The organism is Streptomyces atratus (assembly GCF_040655115.1).
GTDB classification, from domain to species: Bacteria; Actinomycetota; Actinomycetes; order Streptomycetales; family Streptomycetaceae; genus Streptomyces; species Streptomyces atratus_D.
In genome coordinates this window covers 139337-158496 of the sequence record NZ_JBFAJH010000005.1, presented here as the reverse complement: position 1 = coordinate 158496, position 19160 = coordinate 139337, and the positions used below count along the sequence as shown (strand labels likewise).

General features: G+C 69.4%; 18 protein-coding genes and 2 pseudogenes. 15 read left to right on the top strand and 5 right to left on the bottom strand.

Annotation, left to right across the window (positions count from 1 at the left end):
• The first annotated feature begins 180 nt into the window (after positions 1–180).
• The 4 genes and pseudogenes from AB0I23_RS09160 to AB0I23_RS09145 all read left to right on the top strand — a co-directional run.
• The gene (locus AB0I23_RS09160) at positions 181–852 is read left to right on the top strand and encodes a helix-turn-helix transcriptional regulator (protein ID WP_359108441.1); all 672 of its coding nucleotides are present in this window, start codon (positions 181–183) and stop codon (positions 850–852) included.
• Positions 853–2025: 1173 nt separating this feature from the next.
• Positions 2026–2526, top strand: coding sequence for a DUF3224 domain-containing protein (locus AB0I23_RS09155; RefSeq protein WP_359108298.1), 501 nt, complete (start codon positions 2026–2028; stop codon positions 2524–2526).
• Between the two features lie 178 nt (positions 2527–2704).
• A pseudogene (locus AB0I23_RS09150) lies at positions 2705–3196 on the top strand (hypothetical protein).
• Positions 3193–3552 (top strand): annotated as a pseudogene (locus AB0I23_RS09145) (hypothetical protein); the annotation flags it as partial. The pseudogenes AB0I23_RS09150 and AB0I23_RS09145, both read left to right, overlap by 4 nt.
• A 104-nt stretch (positions 3553–3656) precedes the next feature.
• Here the strand turns inward: AB0I23_RS09145 and AB0I23_RS09140 are convergent.
• Positions 3657–3806, bottom strand: coding sequence for a hypothetical protein (locus tag AB0I23_RS09140; RefSeq protein ID WP_359108297.1), 150 nt, complete (start codon positions 3804–3806; stop codon positions 3657–3659).
• A 262-nt stretch (positions 3807–4068) separates the two neighbouring features.
• Here AB0I23_RS09140 and AB0I23_RS09135 point away from each other — a divergent pair, with 262 nt between their 5' ends.
• Complete coding sequence (locus tag AB0I23_RS09135; RefSeq protein ID WP_436846899.1) at positions 4069–5382, top strand: TerD family protein; 1314 nt, start codon at positions 4069–4071, stop codon at positions 5380–5382.
• Between the two features lie 52 nt (positions 5383–5434).
• Here AB0I23_RS09135 and AB0I23_RS09130 read toward each other — a convergent pair whose 3' ends face one another.
• Entirely contained in the window at positions 5435–6613 is a 1179-nt protein-coding gene (locus tag AB0I23_RS09130; protein WP_359108293.1) for a glycosyltransferase, read from the bottom strand.
• Positions 6614–6671: 58 nt separating this feature from the next.
• Here AB0I23_RS09130 and AB0I23_RS09125 point away from each other — a divergent pair, with 58 nt between their 5' ends.
• Both AB0I23_RS09125 and AB0I23_RS09120 read left to right on the top strand, forming a co-directional pair.
• On the top strand, positions 6672–7457 hold the full coding sequence (locus AB0I23_RS09125; protein WP_359108291.1) for a glutamate racemase: 786 nt from the start codon (positions 6672–6674) through the stop codon (positions 7455–7457).
• A 69-nt stretch (positions 7458–7526) separates the two neighbouring features.
• Positions 7527–8090, top strand: coding sequence for a hypothetical protein (locus AB0I23_RS09120; protein ID WP_359108289.1), 564 nt, complete (start codon positions 7527–7529; stop codon positions 8088–8090).
• Positions 8091–8112: 22 nt separating this feature from the next.
• Here the strand turns inward: AB0I23_RS09120 and AB0I23_RS09115 are convergent, their stop codons facing one another.
• Positions 8113–9243, bottom strand: coding sequence for an O-antigen ligase family protein (locus AB0I23_RS09115; protein ID WP_359108288.1), 1131 nt, complete (start codon positions 9241–9243; stop codon positions 8113–8115).
• 206 nt (positions 9244–9449) lie between these two features.
• On the opposite strand from AB0I23_RS09115, the gene lnt reads away from it, so the two are divergent.
• Together lnt and AB0I23_RS09105 are read left to right on the top strand one after the other, a co-directional pair.
• Complete coding sequence (gene lnt / locus AB0I23_RS09110) at positions 9450–11045, top strand: apolipoprotein N-acyltransferase (RefSeq protein WP_359108286.1); 1596 nt, start codon at positions 9450–9452, stop codon at positions 11043–11045.
• Between the two features lie 30 nt (positions 11046–11075).
• A complete protein-coding gene (locus AB0I23_RS09105; RefSeq protein ID WP_359108284.1) occupies positions 11076–11555 on the top strand; it encodes an NUDIX hydrolase in 480 nt (159 codons plus the stop codon).
• Positions 11556–11618: 63 nt separating this feature from the next.
• Here the strand turns inward: AB0I23_RS09105 and AB0I23_RS09100 are convergent, their stop codons facing one another.
• Together AB0I23_RS09100 and AB0I23_RS09095 are read right to left on the bottom strand one after the other, a co-directional pair.
• Entirely contained in the window at positions 11619–13001 is a 1383-nt protein-coding gene (locus AB0I23_RS09100; RefSeq protein WP_359108282.1) for an MFS transporter, read from the bottom strand.
• A 656-nt stretch (positions 13002–13657) separates the two neighbouring features.
• Positions 13658–14212: a TetR/AcrR family transcriptional regulator gene (locus tag AB0I23_RS09095; protein ID WP_359108280.1), complete on the bottom strand. Its 555-nt coding sequence runs from the start codon at positions 14210–14212 to the stop codon at positions 13658–13660.
• Between the two features lie 373 nt (positions 14213–14585).
• On the opposite strand from AB0I23_RS09095, the gene AB0I23_RS09090 reads away from it, so the two are divergent.
• The 6 genes from AB0I23_RS09090 (at position 14586) to AB0I23_RS09065 (ending at position 18489) form a co-directional block, all read left to right on the top strand.
• Positions 14586–14918, top strand: a complete 333-nt coding sequence (locus AB0I23_RS09090) for a hypothetical protein (RefSeq protein ID WP_359108278.1) — start codon at positions 14586–14588, stop codon at positions 14916–14918.
• Positions 14919–15044: 126 nt separating this feature from the next.
• Positions 15045–15260 (top strand): hypothetical protein, encoded by a 216-nt coding sequence (locus AB0I23_RS09085; RefSeq protein WP_359108276.1) that lies wholly within the window; start codon positions 15045–15047, stop codon positions 15258–15260.
• Positions 15261–15814: 554 nt separating this feature from the next.
• Positions 15815–16957, top strand: a complete 1143-nt coding sequence (locus tag AB0I23_RS09080) for an alpha/beta hydrolase (protein WP_359108439.1) — start codon at positions 15815–15817, stop codon at positions 16955–16957.
• Between the two features lie 749 nt (positions 16958–17706).
• Positions 17707–17958 (top strand): DUF6400 family protein, encoded by a 252-nt coding sequence (locus AB0I23_RS09075; RefSeq protein ID WP_359108275.1) that lies wholly within the window; start codon positions 17707–17709, stop codon positions 17956–17958.
• Positions 17942–18187 carry a hypothetical protein gene (locus tag AB0I23_RS09070; protein ID WP_359108273.1) on the top strand — a complete coding sequence of 82 codons (246 nt, stop codon included), beginning with the start codon at positions 17942–17944 and terminating at the stop codon, positions 18185–18187. Before AB0I23_RS09075 ends, AB0I23_RS09070 begins: the two co-directional genes overlap by 17 nt.
• Positions 18188–18237: 50 nt before the next feature.
• Entirely contained in the window at positions 18238–18489 is a 252-nt protein-coding gene (locus tag AB0I23_RS09065; RefSeq protein WP_359108272.1) for a hypothetical protein, read from the top strand.
• Positions 18490–19160 lie beyond the last annotated feature (671 nt).

Sequence of the window (19160 nt, the reverse complement as noted above, 5' to 3'; positions counted from 1 at the left end):
AAGAGAACCAAGCTGGCTGAAATCTTACTGGGTCATTTGACCGAAGCTGCGCCACTGGCAGTCGCCGTAGTGTGCCGATGTAGCTCGAAGCCCACTCGCAGGCCCTGTCGTCCAGGCGGCAGGCCAGGGTGCGTGCCGAGGTGTGCATGTCGGTTCTATCTGGGGATTGCTGAAGTGACCATGACTGTGACTCAGACGGATGGAACGGGAACCGCGCTGGCAGTTCCGATCCGAGTTGTCCTGAGGGCGAGCGACGCCTTCCTGGAGCATGCGACCGGTGCCTACCTGCAGTCGCATTCTGGCGTGGACATCGTTCCCCAGCATGGACTCCCCGATGTGGACGTGTCGGTCATGCTGCTGCACTGCCTGAACGACGACTGGCTGAGGGTTCTCAGGCAGGATGCTGCGCGCGCCGGCGGCGCATCGGTCCCGGTCGTGGTGATGGCAGATCGCGTCAACGAGCAGCAACTCACCCTGGCAGTCGAATACGGACTGACCAGCTTTCTCTACCGAAGCAGCTCGAGCCTTGAGCAACTTCTCGACGCGATTATCGGGGCGAGCTCCGGACGCAGTCGTTTTCCGAATGATCTGGTGGGTCATCTGATTGCCGAACTGGGGCATCAGCAACGACAGCAGACGCTTGCGCAGTTGTCGAGGAGAGGCGGACTCGCGCCGCGGGAGATCGAGGTGCTCCGCATGCTGTCCGAAGGGATGAACACGCTTGAGATCTCCGAGAAGATGAGCTACTCGGAGCGGACGATCAAGGGAATCATCCATGAGACTGTGAAGCAGCTGAACTGTAAGAACAGGACGCAGGCCGTGGCGTGTGCGGTCCGGACGGGTATTCTCTGAAAGGCCTTTTCGAGGATTCCCGTGAATTCATCCGGCGGTCCGGTCGAGTGGCGCGGTGGCGGGTACGGCCGTTGTTCGACGACTGGTCCAGTATTCTCGCGGAGCGGCCTCGGGAAGGCGCGGGCCGGATCAGATCGCTGGGCGTCGACTGGGGAGGCAGACCGCTCAGTGCACGTCCGGAACTCCTCATGCTCGGCCCGGATGTGGTGTTTTACCCCGAGCTCGTGCTGGGCGCGGACATGGAAGTCTTCCTGGACTTGGCTGGTATGGCGAACTCGGGAAGGGTCTGATGTCCACACATGGGCGTCATTGAGCTTCTCCCCTTAGCCGGCGTCTTGCTGGCACACCGGAAACGCGGCAGAACCGAGGAACAGCCGAGGCATGAAGAGGACCGTGGATTCTGATATCGAGCCGCTGGTCGCCAACTGCCGGGACTACTGGCTCGGCTGGGGTGCAGCCGAGCGCGTTGAAGGTCAACTGGCCTACTGCCGGGGCGGCTTGCGCACGGCCAACTCGACGGGGCACTTCGCCTGGGTGACATGGACCGGCTGGAACAGTCGCTCAGGGACGCCGTCGACCGGCTGCCCGGGGTCCCGTGGATGTGGTGGGTGGGGCCTGACAGTGCCCCTGGCACGGCCGCGGGACTCGCCGACCATGGTGCTGTCAGGCTCGGTGCGATGTCCGTCATGGACATTCGCACGGAAAAGTGGCTCCTGTCGAACGGCCTTCGGACCTGGAGATCGAGACGGTGGAAGGAGGGGATGCACTGAAGGCGTGGGTGCAGGCCTATACCCACTCGTTCGATGTCCCGTCGAATCTTCTCGACGACGTGGTGCGCAACGAGTTGGACCGCCCTGATGCCGACCGCGTCGTTGGATTCGTCTGTCGCCCTGCGGGGCGGGCGGTGGGCACGTCTCCCCTGTTCGACGCGCGTGGTCGGCGTCTATGTCGTCACGACTGCCGAGGACCAACGGCGCGAAGGCATCGGCACGGCACTCACGGGGGCGGCACTCGAAGCGGGACGGGAACGCGGACTGAGCGTCGGCACCCTTCAGGTCAGCCCGTTCGGCTTTCCCTGTACGAGCGCTTGGGATTCGAAACCGTCACCGCATACGAGCTTTTTCGGACCTCCCCGAAACTCCTTGATGAACCCTCAGAGAACGGAAAAGGCAAATGAATTGGAGCATAACCAGAGCGGCCGGCGTGGTGGCGCTCTCACTGACAGCGTCTGTGCTCGCCGCGACGCCCGGCAGCGCAGCGGACTCGCAGATCCTGAGTCACTACTACGACCCGGGCACGGAGATCGTCCCTTCGACGGACATAGTCTGTGCTCCGGGTGGCACAGCGATCCACGGGAGTGCCACGTTCGGGACGCAGCCGGGCGATGTCTGGCAAGGCACGACGACCTACGACTACTGCCTGTACCCGGAGTCTACGCCGGGTCAGTACCGCTACGTCGGGACGGAGACGCTGACGGGCTCGGCCGAGGGGTGCGGATCGGGATCGTTCACCTGGATCGGACGGGGCAGCACAGCAGGTGGCGGAACCTGGCGGATCGTCCGGAGATCGGGCACCGGCGACCTGGCCGACGCGCGTGGAAGCGGAACGAACACCGCGACAACCAGCCCGACGTTGGAGAACTACGGGCACTTCCGGGGAGTGTTCGCCTGCTGAGAGGCGGGGGAACGGGCGCTGAACGGCCGCTTTCGGATGAGGTGGTTGAACTGTCTACCACGGGAGATCCTCTCGTGACCGCCGAAGCCCGTTCGCTTCGGGTGACGGTGACCACTACGCGATGGGCTACTCCTACACCTGCCTCCTTCAATTCCCTTCCCGCGAAGAGGAGATCCCCTTGTCCGACGATATATCCGACACCACGGAGAATGTCGTGGGCGTACTCACCGCACGGATCGAAGCGCATTTCGGGGTGCGCATGGATCAGTTGAAGGCCGCGGTCTCCGTGGCCCCGGCTGCCAACCCTGACGCCACCGACGTCGTCAAGTGGCACGGGCTTCTGGCGGAGTCCCGGGCGTAGCTCGACCGGGCGGAGGACGCCCTCCTTGCCGCGCTGGAGACCCAGCCCAGCGAGGTGGACAATCCGACGCTGGGCCTCGCTCATCGCGTCAACGCGGCTGTTGCCGCACGGGATGGGCGAGTTCTGGTCGTGCGGTGGCTTCTCGACACGGACGCTCCGGGGAAGAGGGATCTCGCTGCCGAACGGCTCGCCCGTCTCAGCCGCGCTGGCCGTAAGGGCCCAGCCGTGCAGACCAGCCCTCCGCACCGACCCGCAACCGCACCGGCACCGCCATCGGCGGCGCGAACGGGAAGGGCAGCGCAGCGATGAGCGTCCGGCGCCAGCCCAGCACCGTCGACGGCGAGTTGCAGGACGTCTTCGGCGTCCCCGTCGCTGAGCTGTACGAGACGGCGACCAGTACTGGTGCTTCTCCTGCGGTGATCCGCGCGCTCGAACTGCAGTCGTTCCTCGCCTTGGCCGAGGAGCAGGTCGCCCGTGTCCGTAACCGCGTGCACGCCGCCATGGCGCCCGACCGCGACATGGGCGAACTGTCGGCGGAAACCCTGCGGCGGGATGAGCAGTGGCTGGATGCGGCGCTCGATGCCCCTAACGGCTACCGGGCGGCCCTCGACGATCTGCTGCGCACCATGCCGCCCCTCGTACGGCAGCCCCGGGCGGTCCAGTTCACGTAGCTGGCCTCGCCGAGAACGACGGACGCCTCCAACGCCGCGGCGGAGTCCTGGGAGATGGTGGCTATCTGTCGGGTCAGTTCCTCGGCGAGCCCGAAGCCTCAGCGCGTGAGGTCCTTGATCTCAGACACGATGGTGCTGGTCTCAGGCAGGCCGGGGCCGTCCACGTCCCAGGCGAGGATCGTCCCGAGCCGGGCCCTCAGCTCCTCGACCGGAACGGTCGGCCCGGACGGGCACAGCCACGCGATCACGTGATCGGCCGGGAGGAAGCCGGTACTGCCGGGCGAGGGTAACGATGTGGGCCAGGCTGCGGGCCCGCAAGCCGGCGCGGAGGTCACGGGCGTCCCGCCGCACATCGGCGATTCACGGGGGTTATCGGCGGATCGCGGGACGGGGCCGGCGCGACTGTGGGCTCCGTGGCAGGGTGCGGATTAGGTTGGCACGGAAAGCCTTCGGGCAGCCGGACTCGTGATGGGGGTGAGCATGACCATGCTAAAAGGAGCCAATGTTCCAGTGGCGGCCCAGGTCGTGCGGGTCGAATTGGGGTGGCGTACCGCCCCGGGGACGCCGGACGTGGACGCGTCGGCGCTCCTTCTCGTGTCGGGAAAGGTGCGCAGCGACGCGGACTTCGTCTTTTACAACCAGCCGGTGCACGGCTCCGGCGCGGTGCGTCATGAGGGCAAGCGGAACGACGCCGGCAGCGTCACGGACAGCCTCGCGGTGGATCTGGCGCGGGTGGAGCCCGTCATCGAGCGCATCGTCCTGGCCGCCTCCGCGGACGGCGGCAGCTTCGGGCAGGTGGCAGGCCTGTACGTGCGGATCATGGACATGTCGAACGGCTCGGAGATCGCGCGCTTCGACAGTGTGGACGCGACGGTGGAGACCGCATTCATTCTGGGTGAGCTCTACCGTCGGCAGGGCGCCTGGAAATTCCGCGCCGTGGGGCAGGGATACAGCAGCGGCCTCGAAGGTCTCGCCACGGACTTCGGTATTTCCGTCGACGAGCCCCATCAACCCCAAAAGTCTCAACAATCGCATCAGCCTCTTCAGTCCCAACAGCCCCAAGCGGCAACACGAGTTGATCTGCCGCCGCCGCCCCGGGTTCCCCCGCGCGCCCAGCCCCCGGCCGCCGTCCCGACGGCGCCACCGGTGCCTGCGGCGCCGCCCGTGCCACCGTCCCCCCAGCCCGTCCGGCTCTCCAAGGTGACGCTCACCAAGGACGCGCCGTCCGTCTCCCTCGCCAAACAGGGCGGCACGTCGGGAGCCATGCGCGTCAATCTCAACTGGGAAGTGCGCAAACAGTTCAAGAGCTGGGGCAGCAAACTCGGCAGGGCCGTCGCCAACCACGCGGATCTCGATCTTGATCTCTGCGCCCTCTACGAACTGACCGACGGCAGGAAGGGAGTTGTGCAGGCGCTCGGAAACGCCTTCGGCGCTCTCGGGCAGCCCCCTTATATCCACCTCGACGGGGACGACCGCACGGGCGCCGTCTCCACCGGCGAGAACCTGACCATCGACCTCGACCACAAGGACCGGCTGCGCCGAGTTCTGATCTTCGTCACCATCTATGAAGGCGCCCGGAGTTTCGCCGATCTGCACGCGACCGTCACCCTGCAGCCGCAGCACGGCGCCGCGATCGACTTCTCGCTCGACGAATGCACGGTTCCCTCCACCGTCTGCGCACTCGCACTCATCACCAACGACGGGGGAGACCTCACCGTGCAGCGCGAAGCCCGCTATCTCGTACCCGAACGCGGGGTGAGTCCGCAGCGCACCATCGACTACGCCTATGGGTGGGGGATGAACTGGACACGCGGCCGTAAATGACCCCCGGTTCGTCCGGGTCCCGCCACCGCGGACGGACCGGTGTTCCCTCCGCTCATCGGTCCGGTGCGGCCTCGGGACGGGCGTAGGTACGCCCCTTCCAGGCCGCGCCGCGGCCGCGGTGGTGCTGCACGGCCGAATCCACCGTCATCAGCAGATACAGCACGGCGGTGAATGGCAGCAACGGCGCGAGCCACATCGACTGCCGGTAGTAGCCGAGCATCGGCATGTACGTCCCCGCCATCACCGCCCACGCCGCGCCACCCGCCCACGCCGCCGGCCGGTCGCCATGCAGCAGCCCTGCCGCCAGCGTGACCGGCGGGGCGAGATAGACGAGCGCGAGACCCAGCACCGTACCGATGAGCAGGACCGGGCTGTGCCGCAACTGTGCGTACGCGCTGCGCGAGACCATCCGCCACAGATCCGCCAGCCGGGGATACGGCCGCACACTGTCCACCCGCTCCGCGAGCCCCAGCCAGATGCGCCCGCCGCTGCGCTGCACGGCACGCGCCAGCGACACGTCGTCGATGACGGCCTGCCGGATGGACTCCGGCACCCGTGCCCGCTCGGCGGCCGCGGTCCGCAGCAGAACACAGCCGCCCGCAGCGGCAGCGGTCCGCGCCGTCGCCCGGTTCACCCACCGGAACGGATAGAGCTGCGCGAAGAAGTACACGAACGCCGGCACGACAAGGCGCTCCCAGACGCTCGCCACCCTCAGCCGGGCCATCTGCGAGACCAGATCGAACCCGCCGGAGTGGGTGGCGGCGACCAGCTCCCTCAGGCTGTCCGGCTCATGCGCGATGTCGGCGTCCGTCAGCAGCAGAAATTCCGGCGCCGGCTCCCGGGCCCGCGCCAGCGCGATTCCGTGCCGGACGGCCCAGAGTTTGCCCGTCCAGCCGGCCTCCGGCTCCCCGGGAGACACCACCGTCACCGGCAGCCCGCCGTACCGCACGGACAGCGCACGGGCGAGATCGCCGGTGCCGTCCTTGCTGCAGTCGTCGACCAGGATGATCTCCGCAGCCCCCGGATAGTCCTGCGCCTGCAACGACGGCAGGCTCACCGGCAGCATGTCGGCTTCGTCACGCGCGGGCACGACGATCGCGACCGACGGCCAGCGGTCCGGCGCCGCACGCCGAGGCAGCCGCTGGTCGGTCCGCCAGAAGAACCCCTGTCCCAGCAGCAGCCACACCCATGCGGCCAGCGAACCCACGGCGATCCAGGCAACGGCGCTCATTCGCCGCAGTCTGCCCCACTCCCACGAGACCGCAAGGGCGGTCGACTATGGTGACCGGGTGAAGATCGCGCTCATGGACTCCGGAATCGGCCTGCTCCCGGCGGCCGCCGCCGTACGTCGGCTGAGGCCCGACGCCGATCTGGTGGTCTCCTCCGACCCCGACAGCATGCCGTGGGGTCCGCGGACGCCGCAGGACCTGACCGCGCACGCGCTGGCCGTGGCCCGCGCGGCCGCCGCCCACCGGCCCGACGCACTGATCGTCGCCTGCAACACCGCCTCCGTGCACGCCCTGCCGACGCTCCGCGCCGCACTGGAACCCACGCTGCCGGTGATCGGCACCGTCCCCGCGATCAAGCCGGCCGCGGCCGGTGGCGGACCCGTCGCCATCTGGGCGACGCCTGCCACCACGGGCAGTCCTTACCAGCGCGGACTCATCAGCGAATTCGCCCGCTCCGTCGACGTCACCGAGGTCCCCTGCCCCGGTCTCGCCGACGCCGTGCAGAACGCGGACGAAGCCGCGATCGACCGTGCCGTCGCCGCAGCCGCCGCGCTCACTCCACCGGGCGTACGCGCCGTCGTTCTCGGCTGCACCCACTACGAACTGGTCGCCGAACGGATCCGTGCCGCCGTACAGCAGCCCGGCCTGCAGCCCGTGGCACTGCACGGATCCGCCGGGGCCGTGGCCGCCCAGGCGCTGCGCCGGATCGGCGTCGCACCCGCCCCGTCGGCGGAACCGGCCGGCTCCCTCACCGTGCTCCTCAGCGGCCGTGACGCCGAGCTGCCGGAAGCCGCCCTGGCCTACGCCGAGGGGCGGTTGCTGGCAGCCGTCAGCCCCGTCCGCTGAGCCGTCGGCGGCTCGGCGAGGGCCGTTCGGACCCATCCCGGCTGCCCGGATTCTGAGTACGCTGCTGGCATGAGGGACCACCCCCGGAAACCGAGTCGCACCGGCACCGAGGCGGCTCCCGCCGTCTGGACCGGCCGGGCCACCAACAAGGCCCAGTGGGTGCTCGCCGCAGCCGGTGCGGCGTGCTTGGCACTGGGCATCGAGCTCGCCGTGAGCTCCAATTGGACCTCCGGCATCGCCCCTCTGCTGATGTCGGTGATCGGCTGCGTGGCGGCCGGACTGCTCATGCTGTTCGGGACACTCGCCTTTGTGAACGTGGCCGTCCGGGTCGACGGCGACGCCCTGGAGGTGCGCTGCGGCCACATGGGTCTGCCACGCCGTCGGATCCTGCTCACGCATGTGGTCGGCGCGGAGTTCGCCCCCCGGGTCACCCCCCGCCAATGGGGCGGCTGGGGCTACCGGTGGCGTCCCGAGCAGGGCACGGCCGTCGTGGTCCGCAGGGGAGAGGGCCTGGTGCTCAAGCTCGGCGACGGCAGGACGTTCACCGTGACGGTGGACGATGCGGAGGAGGGCGTACGGTTCATCCGCGAACGGCTCCACCTGTCGGCGGCCGGCACGCCTGCCGGGGCCTGAGCTGTCCGCGGCGCCGCACCTGTCAGAGGGGGGTGTGGCCGGCCCTCGGACTGCGTCCGGCCGCAGTCCCCGTCCCGTACGCGGCACGGTCCGCATCCCCGTCACTCTCCGTACGGGACATGCTCGGCGTGCCGTCCCCGATCGGCTGCCGGGCCGAGGCCAGCCCGGCGAGCAGCCCCGCGCCCGCCGTCACCGGCGTGAAGCTCAGCGCGTTCCCGACACTCGCCAGCACCGCCAGTGCGGTGAGCGAGGCGCCCGCCGTGAGCACGACCGCCGTGGAGCGGGGTGAGCGCCACAGGACGTACAGCAGCCAGCCGAACGCCGCCCCCAGCAGCGCCAACCCCACCACCCCCTGCTCGACGGCCTGCTGCAGCGGCGCCGAGTGGGGCTTGCCGTCCGACCGCACGGTCCGCTGGGCGGTGGGGCTGAGCTCGGCGAAGCGGTCGGGTCCGATGCCCAGCAGCGGATGTTCCTCGGCGAGATCGACCGCGTCCTGCCAGAGCAGCACCCGGTTCCGGGTGAGCTGCCCCTCCAGGGAGACCATCAGCCCGTCGGGCAGCGCGTCCTCGGCCACCGCCCATGACGTACCGACGACCAGCGCCGTGACCAGCGCCAGCCCGGTCAGACCGAGCAGTCTGCGGCGCATCCTGACGGCGGCCAGTGAACTGAGCAGCACCCCGAGGGCTGTGACGAATCCGGCCACCGAGTGCAGGGCCAGCGCGGCGCAGGCGATGCCGAGTGCGAGCAGTCGCAGCGTGAGGCGCACCGGTGTCAGGCGGGCCGCCGCGGCCGCGCAGCAGGCGGCGCCCGCGCCCAGCACCAGCAGCGCGGCCGCCGCCCCGGTGTGACCGGGGGCGATGTCGGCAGCGGCGGTGGCGCCAGGCATACCGCCGCGCGACAGGAGCGCCAGAACGAGCGCGGCGACGGCGGAGACCGCCGCGGTGGCCACCGGCAGGAGAGTGCCGCAGATTCGGCCGCAGGCGAATCCCGCGGCGACGGCCAGCAGCGCCAGCAGAACACCTTCCGGCCTGGTCTCCCGTCCGGCCGCGCTGATCAAGGACCAGATCGCGCAGGCGGCGAGGATCACGGCTCCGGCGGCGTCGGACGCGTTGCCGCGTTCCCGAGCCGCGTACCGGCCTGCCCGTGCAGTCATCCCGTCCGACCCCCCGAACTGTGACCGTCCCGTCCACGACGGCCGGATCCGGCCGGTCGGTGAAGGACTGGCGCACACGGTAACGGGAGTGGTGCGGGTTTGTGGAGGTAAAGCGCAGGAACGATCCGGCAGGAAGCATTCCGCATGCGTTCCGGCACCGCCCCGGGGCTGCCCCGCGTCCGCCTCACCCCCGTAGACTCCGCCGGGTGAGCACCACCATCAGTCCAGTCGACGACTCGCAGTCCTCTGCCACTCAGCCGCGGGGGAGACGGTTCCTGCCCCGGCTCGTACGACCGGTCGCGGCCGTGCTGTCGGGGGTGCTGCTGTATCTGAGCTTCCCGCCCCGACCGCTGTGGTGGCTGGTTCTGCCCGGTTTCGCGCTGCTCGGCTGGGTGCTGCACGACCGCCGGCTGCGCGCCGGATTCGGCCTCGGCCTGCTCGCCGGGCTCGGCTTCATGCTGCCGCTGCTGCACTGGACGGGCGAGGAGGTCGGCCCGGTACCGTGGCTGGCGCTCGCCACCGCCGAAGCGCTGTTCGTCGCCGTGGGCTGCATCGGGATCGCCGCCGTGTCCCGGCTTGCCTGGTGGCCGGTCTGGGCGGCCGCGGTCTGGGCCCTGGACGAGGCGGTCCGGGCCCGGGTGCCGTTCGGCGGGTTCCCCTGGGGCAAGATCGCCTTCGGGCAGGCCGACAGCGTGTTCCTGCCGCTCGCGGCCGTGGGCGGCACGCCGCTGCTCTCGTTCGCGGTGGTGCTGTGCGGCTTCGGCCTGTTCGAAGCGGTGCGTTCTCTCCGTACGTACCGCGGCACCGGTCGGATCCCACGCGCCGCGGTCGCCGCCGCGACCGCGACCGTCCTCGTACCCCTGGCCGGGGCGCTGGCCGCGCGCCCGCTCGTCGACGACTCGGCGGAGGACGGAACCGCGACCGTCGCCGCGATCCAGGGCAACGTGCCGCGCCTCGGACTCGACTTCAACTCCCAGCGCCGCGCCGTCCTCGACAACCACGCGCGCCGCACCGAACAGCTCGCCCAGGAGGTGAAGGCGGGCAAGGTGCCGCAGCCCGACTTCGTCCTGTGGCCCGAGAACTCCTCCGACCTCGACCCCTACCGCAACGCCGACGCGCGGATCGTCATCGACGAAGCGGTGAAGGCGATCAACGCCCCCACCGTGGTCGGCGCGGTCGTCGAGCCCGACACCGGCAAGCTGCGCAACACCCTCATCCAGTGGGACCCGACGGGCGGTCCCGTCGCGACCTACGACAAGCGCCACATCCAGCCGTTCGGCGAGTACATGCCGATGCGCTCCTTCGTACGCATCTTCAGCTCCGACGTCGACCGGGTGCAGCGCGACTTCGGACCGGGCAAGAAGGTCGGCGTCTTCGACCTCGCGGGCACCGAGGTGGGGCTCGTCACCTGCTACGAGGCCGCGTTCGACGACGCCGTACGGGACACGGTCGAACACGGCGGTCAACTGATCGCAGTCCCCAGCAACAACGCCACCTTCGGGCGCAGCGAGATGACGTATCAGCAGCTGGCCATGAGCCGGGTGCGGGCCGTGGAACACAGCCGGTCCGTCGTCGTCCCCGTCACCAGCGGCGTCAGCGCGATCATCCGCCCGGACGGGACGATCGTCCGGAAGACGAAGATGTTCACCCCGGACGCGCTGGTGGACAAGGTGCCGCTGCGCTCCTCGCTGACCCCCGCGACCCGGCTGGGCACGCTCCCCGAAGGGCTGCTCGTGCTGATCGCCGCAGCGGGACTGGGCTGGGTGACCGTCAGGTCGGTACGGGCGCGCCGAGGACGCTGAGCCACAGCGTGGACCACGTAGGGTCGGCGCATGGCCATTCCTGACTTCATCCGTGAAATCCGTGCCACGGCGGGCACACAGCTGCTCCTGCTACCGGGCGTCAGCGCCGTGGTCTTCGACGACGAAGGCAGGGTTCTGCTCGGCAGACGCTCCGACACCGGCAAGTGGGCGCTCATCGGCGGTATTTGCGAACCGGGGGAGCAGCCCGCGACGACGGCGGTGCGCGAGGTGTACGAGGAGACCGCCGTGACTTGCGTGGCGGAGCGGGTGGTGCTCACTCAGGCGCTTGACCCTGTGCAGTACGCCAATGGTGACCGGTGTCAGTTCCTGGACATCACCTTCCGCTGCCGGGCGACCGGCGGTGAGGCGCGCGTCAATGACGACGAGTCGCTGGAGGTGGACTGGTTCCCGCTCGACGCCCTGCCGCCGTTGAACGAGTTCGGTCTCTTCCGGATCAAGCAGTCCCTCACCGACGAACCGACCTGGTTCGAGCCGACCGTCCAGCCGTGACGCGGTAGTACACGCACCGTGGCCCGACGGGCCGGTTTCCCCGGCCCGTCCGGCCATCGGAACTCAGGCGGTACGGGCATCGGCGGGCAGCACCGCGATCGCGTCCGGCTCCGCCGTCGCCTCGATGTCCGTGAGATCCCGGTGCCGGGTCTCCTTGGCGCACACGACCGCCAGCACAGTGATGAGCGCCGCGGCGATGACGTACAGCGCGATCGGTGTCGAGCTGTCGTAGTCCACGAGCAGCGCGGTGGCGATGAGCGGCGCCGGAGCACCGGCCGCGACCGAGGAGAACTGCGCACCGATCGACGCACCCGAGTACCGCATCCGGGTCGCGAACATTTCCGAGAAGAAGGCGGCCTGCGGTGCGTACATCGCGCCGTGGAAGATGAGCCCGACGGTGACGGCGAGCAGCAGACTGCCGAAGCTGCGGCTGTCGATCAGTGCGAAGAACGGGAACATCCACAGCCCCACGCCGATCGCCCCGACGAGATAGACGGGCTTGCGGCCGATCCGGTCCGACAGCGCACCCCACATCGGGATGACCGCGAAGTGGATGGCGGAGGCGATGAGTACGGCGTTCAGCGCCGTCTGCTTGCTCAGGTCGGCGGCCGTCACCGCATAGACGAGGATGAACGCGGTGATCACGTAGTAGCTGATGTTCTCCGCCATCCTGGCGCCCATGGCGATGAGCACATCCCGCCAGTGGTGCCGCAGCACGGCGACGAGCGGCGTCTTCTCGGCAGCCGCCCCGGCCGCCTTGCGTCCCTCGGCCTGCGCCAACGCCGCCTTGAACACCGGCGATTCATCGACAGAGAGACGAATCCACAAGCCGATGACCACCAGCACACCGGAGAGCAGGAACGGGATACGCCAGCCCCACGCCTCGAAGGCCGAGTCCGACATCAGCGCGGTGAGCGCGGAGAGCACTCCGGTGGCGAGCAACTGCCCGGCCGGCGCCCCGGTCTGCGGCCAGGAGGCCCAGAACCCGCGCCGCTTCGCATCCCCGTGCTCCGACACCAGCAACACGGCCCCGCCCCACTCACCACCGAGGGCGAAGCCCTGCACCAGACGCAGCACCGTGAGCAGTACGGGAGCGGCGACGCCGACGGTGGCGTGCGTGGGCAGCAGCCCGATGGCGCAGGTCGCACCTCCCATCAGCAGCAGACTCAGCACCAGCAGCTTCTTGCGGCCGAGCCGGTCGCCGTAGTGCCCGAAGACCAGGGCGCCGAGCGGCCGGGCGGCGAAGCCGACCGCGTAGGTCAGGAAGGAGAGGAGCGTTCCGACGAGCGGTTCGGAGTCGGGGAAGAACAGCTTGTTGAAGACCAGCGCGGCTGCTGACCCGTAGAGAAAGAAGTCGTACCACTCGATGGTGGTTCCGATGAGGCTCGCGGCGACGATGCGCTTGAGCGAGCGAGTGGTCGGTGGGGCGGATGCCGAGGCGGCCATGGATACCACTTCCGGACTGTTGCGGGGACGTTTCCGTGTCGCCACACCGTAGGAACGGGCAGGTCAGAGGCGTATGTGGTGGGAGACCATAGTTCGGGAGGCGGCTGTGCGCGCGGCCACCATGAGGGAGAGGTCCGGGCTCCGTCGAGGGCCGGTTGAGCGGGGCGCGGGTGTCCGTCGGAGTTGCGTCGTTCGGCATGGTTTGGCGGCCCGGGGCCGATTCCCGTGCCGGTTCGGTGCTGACTGATAGGGAGCCGGGGCGCACACCAGATGCCGCCAGATGCCGTCCCCGTCCTTGGCGACGGCCGCAAGCCTCGCCGCAGCGATCGCGAAGCTCTTCACGTGGGGATCCGAGTTCACCCGGCGGCCTCTACGGCCTCAGAACGATCGGGCGCCGGCCAGGTTCGTGACCGGCCATGCGGCGACAGGTGTGGGGACAGTGCCGGGCAGCTGGTTGGCGTCGGGGCCGGAATGCGGAATTCCAGAGCCTGATGAGCATGCCGGTGGTAGTTCCTCCGTTGGCGGCGGGCTGTCAGGAGGCGCACCCGATTCGCGCAGATTCCTCGGTTCATGAGCGGCGTGCCGCTCGGCCAGGTGCTTGCCTCCGAGGCCGGCGCCCGGGGGCGCGGGCGACTGGCGCCGCCGCACCCGCGTGCTCAGGCCGTCGTTGTCGTCGGAGGGGTCTGGGCTGGGAGGTGGCCGTTCAGGAGGAGGCTGACGATCTGGTCTATCACCGCCTCGCCCGGCGGTTCGCGGCGCACCGCGGCCAGGTAGACGATGGTTCCGGAGTAGATGTCGACCATCAGTGAGGTATCGGTGTCGGGCTGCAACCGGCCTTCGAGTCGGGCTCGCTCCAGCATTTCCACGACCGACGCGCGGCGGGGTTCGATGAGCTCGGCGAAGGCTCCGGTACCGGTGGGATCCTCGATCACATCGGCGAGCAGCGCCGGGAGGATCAGGCACGTGGGCATGGCGGAGACGAGCTCGATGGTCAGCCGGACGGCGGTTCGCAGGTCGGCTTCCAGGTCGCCGGTCTCTTGGATGGGAGGAAGTGGGACGTCCCCGCTGAGGGCCTCGATCACCAGCGCGGCCTTGTTCGGCCACCACCGATAGATCGTCGCCTTGCTGACTCCTGCGCGCCGTGCGACGCCTTCGAAGGAAAGCCGCTGATATCCGACCTCGCCGAGCAGGGCTTTCGTGGCTCGGAGCACGGCTTCATGAGACTCCCGGCGCCTCCGCCCGGAACGAGGCACGATGCGGTTGCGCTGGGCGGCGTACTCGGGAGCCAAAGGGTCCTGACGGCCGTTCTGCTGCCTGGGAGTAACCACCGTGTGCCTCCTTTGTGAGCCACTGGTGCGCCCTTTGACTTTGCCCTATAAGGGACCCTATCGTGGCGATACGAGGCGTTTCGTACCGTATGACCCCTCGTGTACTCAATAGTAAGATCCTGAAGCCCGCCGGGGAACTAGCAATTCCGATGGGTGGATCACCGCGCACCAGACCCGCGCGCAGGATCTGGTGCGGATGGGCGTCCCCTGTGAACGCCCGAGATCTCTTTCTCGACCCCCGGAAGGGGGACGTATCATGCGCGCGAATACGATCAGGATGCGGCGAATAGCCGCCGCGGTCTGCACGGCGCCTCTTCTCGCCATCGCGGCCGGAGCCGGCGCTGTCAGCGCGGCCGCTTCTCCCCCGTCGTCCGCTGTCGCCTCCGCCCCGTCCCGGGACAGCGGCTGGGGTTGCCAGTTCGGTGACGGCTGGGATTGGGGCTTCCGCTGTCACGGTGGTGACCATGGCTTCGGTTTCGACCATGGCTTCGGTGGTGACCACGGCTTCGGTTTCGACCATGGCTTCGGTGGTGACCACGGCTTCGGTGGTGACCATGGCGGCGGTGACCGCGGCGGCGGTGGTCGCTGAGGCTCCAACTCGGTGAGTTTGCAATCAACACGCGGCAGTTTGTGAGTGCCGCACCCGGGTGCCCGAGCTCCTCGGGCACCCGGGTGCGTCTGGAGCGGCAGGCGTCTCACCCGTTGCGTAGTCGTGATGGGTGTGCTGGCTGTGAGGATCGTGTGCGTCGATGCGGGGCCTGCGGGATTGCACTTCGTGATCTTGGCCAAGTTACGCGATGCCGGGCAAGAGATCACCGTGTTGGTGCGCGCCCCACCCGCGGCCGTCTACGGCTGGGGTGTCGTGCACCGGGGCGACCTGCTGGATGTCCTCCGACGCAACGATCAGGAAACGCCCGGTCGCACCTGGTGACCCCGTCGCCGGAATCCACGAGGCACCCGGAACGCAACGACATGCGCAGGAAGAGCTGACGGCGGGACGCTGGTCCGGATGTCGGCGGCCGTACAGGGCGGTACTGGCGGGGCCGAGCGCCCCGAGTGCGGGGACCGGTGGGTGGCCGCTCTCCCCGTAGACGTGCGCACTCGGGCAGCCGGCGGATGTCGAACTGCGCGTCGCAGCCGCCCGTAGGGCTGTGCCCTCGTCCGCCTCGGCGTCATCTCTCCCGTGCCGACGTGGCGCTGACCATGCGGCATTGAACCCGACGATCGCCATGGGTCGGACCTCGGGGCCCTTCTGAGCCGCTGGGCCACCGTCCGCCGGCTCGACCGACACGGACGGCAGTGCACCGGCGCGTCGGGTCACCCCGCGCGCCGGTTCCCCGCGTTACGCGCCGGGCGGATCGGGCCAGGGGGACACCGGCCGACGTCCCTGGCGTCAACACGGCGTTCCCCGGTTTCTCGCATCCGACGTAAAAAGGTGGAAAAACGGGTAACCGTCGCAGTGGGTGCGGCATCCTCCCAGGCGTGATGAACCTGACGGGGACACCGTTCTTCCTGGCCACGATCGCGCTGGCCGTGGCCACCATGCTGCTTCCCCTGCTGCTGTGGGGTCGGGTACGCGGCCCGGCCGTGGTACGCGGCGCGGTGCGCCTGGCGATGGTCGTCCTCGCGCAGTCGGCGGCCGTGCTGAGCGTTTTCGTGACGGTCAACAACACCAACGGCCTGTACGACAGCTGGGCCGACCTGCTCGGCACCGGACACCACATCGTCGCCGCGCCGAACCTCGGGCGCGACGGACTCGGGGGCCACGAGCTATCAGCGAACGAGCCGAAGGCCGTCCAGGACTTCAGCCCGGCCCACGACGCCCGGATGGGCCGGGGCGTCCGCGTCACCCAGCTGAGTGGTCGGGTGTCGGGGGTGCGCGGCGAGGTGTACGTATGGCTGCCGCCCCAGTACAACCAACCGGCCTTCCGGCAGCGGAAGTTCCCCGTGGTCGAGCTCCTCGGCGGCTTCCCCGGATCGGCGAAGGCGTGGTTCAGCAGCCTGCGGGTGCAGTCGCAGCTGGAGGCCGGGATGCGGAGCGGGGAGATCGCCCCGTTCATCCTCGTGGAGCCGCGCACCAATCTGCTGGCAGGCCAGGACACCGGGTGCGCCAATGTGCCGGGTGTCGTGGACGCCGAGTCGTGGCTGAGTGTGGACGTCCGGCGGATGGTGACCGACACCTTCCGCGCGCAGAGGCGTGCGCGTGGCTGGGCGGTGGCCGGGTATTCGGCCGGGGCGCACTGCGCCGTGAAGATGGCGCTCGCCCACCCCGACCGGTACCGGGCCGCCGTGGGCCTCTCCGGCTACAACGATCCGGCCGCCGAGCGGGTCTCCCTCACGGGCCGGGATCCGAAGCTGCGGCGGGTCAACAACCCGCTGTGGATTCTGCGCCACGCCACCACCCTGCCGCGTGTCGCGCTCTACCTCTCGGGCGGGCGCAACGACGGCTACCGCGACGGCCTCGCGCTGCGGCGGGCGGCAGCGCCCCCGACGCGGGTGGTGGTGGCCGAGGCGAGTGGGCCGCACACCATCGGGCTGTGGAAACGCCAGGTGCCGCAGGTCTTCCGCTGGCTGACGGCCGAACTGTCGCGCCACGCGGGCCGAGTCGCTCCTGCGAAGGGCATCTGATCGATGAGGGCGAGCCGGGCCGGGGCGCCGGGGTCCGGCGCGTGGATCATCGGCGGTGAGGTTGGCGTCGTGGGCGGCAGTCAGCTCGGTGGGAGCCTCGGCGACTTTCGCGGTCGTGGTGGCCTCCTGGATGTGCTCGACCAGGTCGGCGACCCTGCGCGCCGGGTGGGAGGTAAGGCGGTTCGCGCCGTCCGGTGTCGAATGCGGCGTTGCAGCCAGGGGTAGCGACTCCCGGCACCACCTCTACGCCGATCTCAGGTGCGGGGTCCGACACGGAAGGTGTGTCCGTTGGGTACTGCGCGGGCGCGGTTTCGCCGACCTGGCCGGATCCCGGGCTCGGCCGGTCCTGCGGTGGACTGACAACCAGGATTCACCTCTCTGCCGACGGCCGGCGTCGGCAGATGGCCTTCGTTCAGTGCGCGGCCGCGCGTTGTGTTGAGTGCCTTGACCACCGGGCCCCGACACGACGGCACTCCGGCAGACCCGGCCCGGCGGCCTCACCTCTCCAGGGCCGGGCGCAGTCCATTCTGCGAGGCTGGCCGTGAAGTACGTCACAGTGCCGTACGCGGACCGTGTCTGCCGTCGGGGCCCTGGCGCCGGCAACGCCCCATCCCTGTCGGCCGATCCGGGGGTTCCCCGCCGACGGGGCCGGGCGCTGCGCCCGGCCCCGGGCAACTTAGGTCACCCTTCCCTGTTGCTGTGGTCGCCTGATAGATGTGGAATTCCACCAGCGCATCGGAAGTTTCCCCATGAACAAGGAAGATCCCACCGATCTCATACCTTTCACGATCGATCTGACCTTCGAGGAAGCCCGGCGGCGGGCCGAGGTCGTGGCCGCACTCGGGCCCGACTGGAACCCAGTCGCCGTCCTCCAGGGCGAGGACGAGGCGTACGCGCTCCTCTACTCGGGACTGGACGCCGAGCAGCAGCGCACCTACGACCTGCTGGCTGCGGTCGGTGTCCTGCCGGGAAGGGAGCCGGGCCGTGAGGCTCCCCATTGATCCACAGGCTGACGCCGCCCGCCGTGCCTGGATGGCCTGCCCCGTCTGCGACGACGCCCGCCATTGTGAGACCTGCGCCGACGGCCGTAACTGCGCTGATCACTGGCGCTATTTGATATCCAACAAAGGACCGGTCGTTCACCTTCAGTGTCCGCAGTGCACGCACATGTGGTCGGTGAACACGCGGCCTGGCGTCACCTGCCGTGACGACAGCGCCCCCGGTTCCTGACCGACGGCGGGCCGAGCGCGTCGCTTTTGCTGGAGTCCTCATCCGACTGGATGGAACAGGCCAGCGTCCCGATCCCGGGCCCGCTCACCGACCGGATCCGTGACCTTGCCGTGGAAACCGGTCTGTGGCTGGTCCCGGGCAGCCTCTTCGACCCCGAGGGCATCGTCCGCCAACAGGCCGGCTCCGGCGAGGAGATCCTCGTGGACGTACCGGACCTGGCCACGGTGACCCGCGTCCGCCGTCACGGCTCTGCCGGCGTCAACCGGCCCTGGATCAACTGGCCCGCTACGGAGAACAGATAGAACTGCCCCTGTACGGTGGCACGTTCCGCACACCCGACTGGCTCAGGGACGAATGAGCCACCCGCGGCCAGGCCCGTGACGTCCCGTCCCGGAACTCCACGACCTGCCAGGCGTCATCACACCGGCCCTGTCGCCGCCACGATGCGACCTCTGGGACGACGCATCCGGCTCGTGCACTCCCGCGCGGACGTACCCGCCGACGTCGCACGCGGGTGGCCGGCCCCAGAATGCCCGTTCCGGCGCCCGTCTCAGCTCTTCCTGCGCACGCAGGGCCGTCGCCGGGGGACGGCATACGTCCCGGCACCGTTCAACAGGGCGCAGCAGACCGGGACGCAGGAGTCCTCCTCCCTCAACGGCCGTCGGCGCCCTGCGAGGCGTACCCGGGAGCGGGCCCAGGTGTCCGTGGGCGAAAACGGCAGGCGGATCCGGGCAGGAAAATTTCTCGAACAAGGCAATCCCACGAGCGCTCTGGAGCGTATTCCGTCTGGAAGGCTCTTCAGGAAGGAAGCTCATGGCGATCTTCAGTCATCTCGTCCCCGCGAAACTCCGTCAAGAAAAGAGGGACATGACGTCGAGGCACTCCGACGGCTCCGAAAGGGGCGGTCGCCGCCATCGTCGTCACTCCAACCACGGTCACCACCGGTGACCCCACAGGACGGCTGAGCGGGCCA

Bases quoted from the DNA above. Each gene is read 5' to 3' on its own strand.
- AB0I23_RS09065 (WP_359108272.1), top strand. From the start codon at position 18,238: ATGGAACAGGCCAGCGTCCCGATCCCGGGCCCGCTCACCGACCGGATC.
- AB0I23_RS09085 (WP_359108276.1), top strand. From the start codon at position 15,045: ATGGGTGTGCTGGCTGTGAGGATCGTGTGCGTCGATGCGGGGCCTGCG.
- AB0I23_RS09155 (WP_359108298.1), top strand. From the start codon at position 2,026: ATGAATTGGAGCATAACCAGAGCGGCCGGCGTGGTGGCGCTCTCACTG.
- AB0I23_RS09080 (WP_359108439.1), top strand. From the start codon at position 15,815: ATGAACCTGACGGGGACACCGTTCTTCCTGGCCACGATCGCGCTGGCC.
- AB0I23_RS09115 (WP_359108288.1), bottom strand. From the start codon at position 9,243: ATGACTGCACGGGCAGGCCGGTACGCGGCTCGGGAACGCGGCAACGCG.
- AB0I23_RS09120 (WP_359108289.1), top strand. From the start codon at position 7,527: ATGAGGGACCACCCCCGGAAACCGAGTCGCACCGGCACCGAGGCGGCT.
- AB0I23_RS09130 (WP_359108293.1), bottom strand. From the start codon at position 6,613: ATGAGCGCCGTTGCCTGGATCGCCGTGGGTTCGCTGGCCGCATGGGTG.
- AB0I23_RS09075 (WP_359108275.1), top strand. From the start codon at position 17,707: ATGAACAAGGAAGATCCCACCGATCTCATACCTTTCACGATCGATCTG.
- AB0I23_RS09090 (WP_359108278.1), top strand. From the start codon at position 14,586: ATGCGCGCGAATACGATCAGGATGCGGCGAATAGCCGCCGCGGTCTGC.
- AB0I23_RS09100 (WP_359108282.1), bottom strand. From the start codon at position 13,001: ATGGCCGCCTCGGCATCCGCCCCACCGACCACTCGCTCGCTCAAGCGC.
- AB0I23_RS09160 (WP_359108441.1), top strand. From the start codon at position 181: ATGACTGTGACTCAGACGGATGGAACGGGAACCGCGCTGGCAGTTCCG.
- AB0I23_RS09105 (WP_359108284.1), top strand. From the start codon at position 11,076: ATGGCCATTCCTGACTTCATCCGTGAAATCCGTGCCACGGCGGGCACA.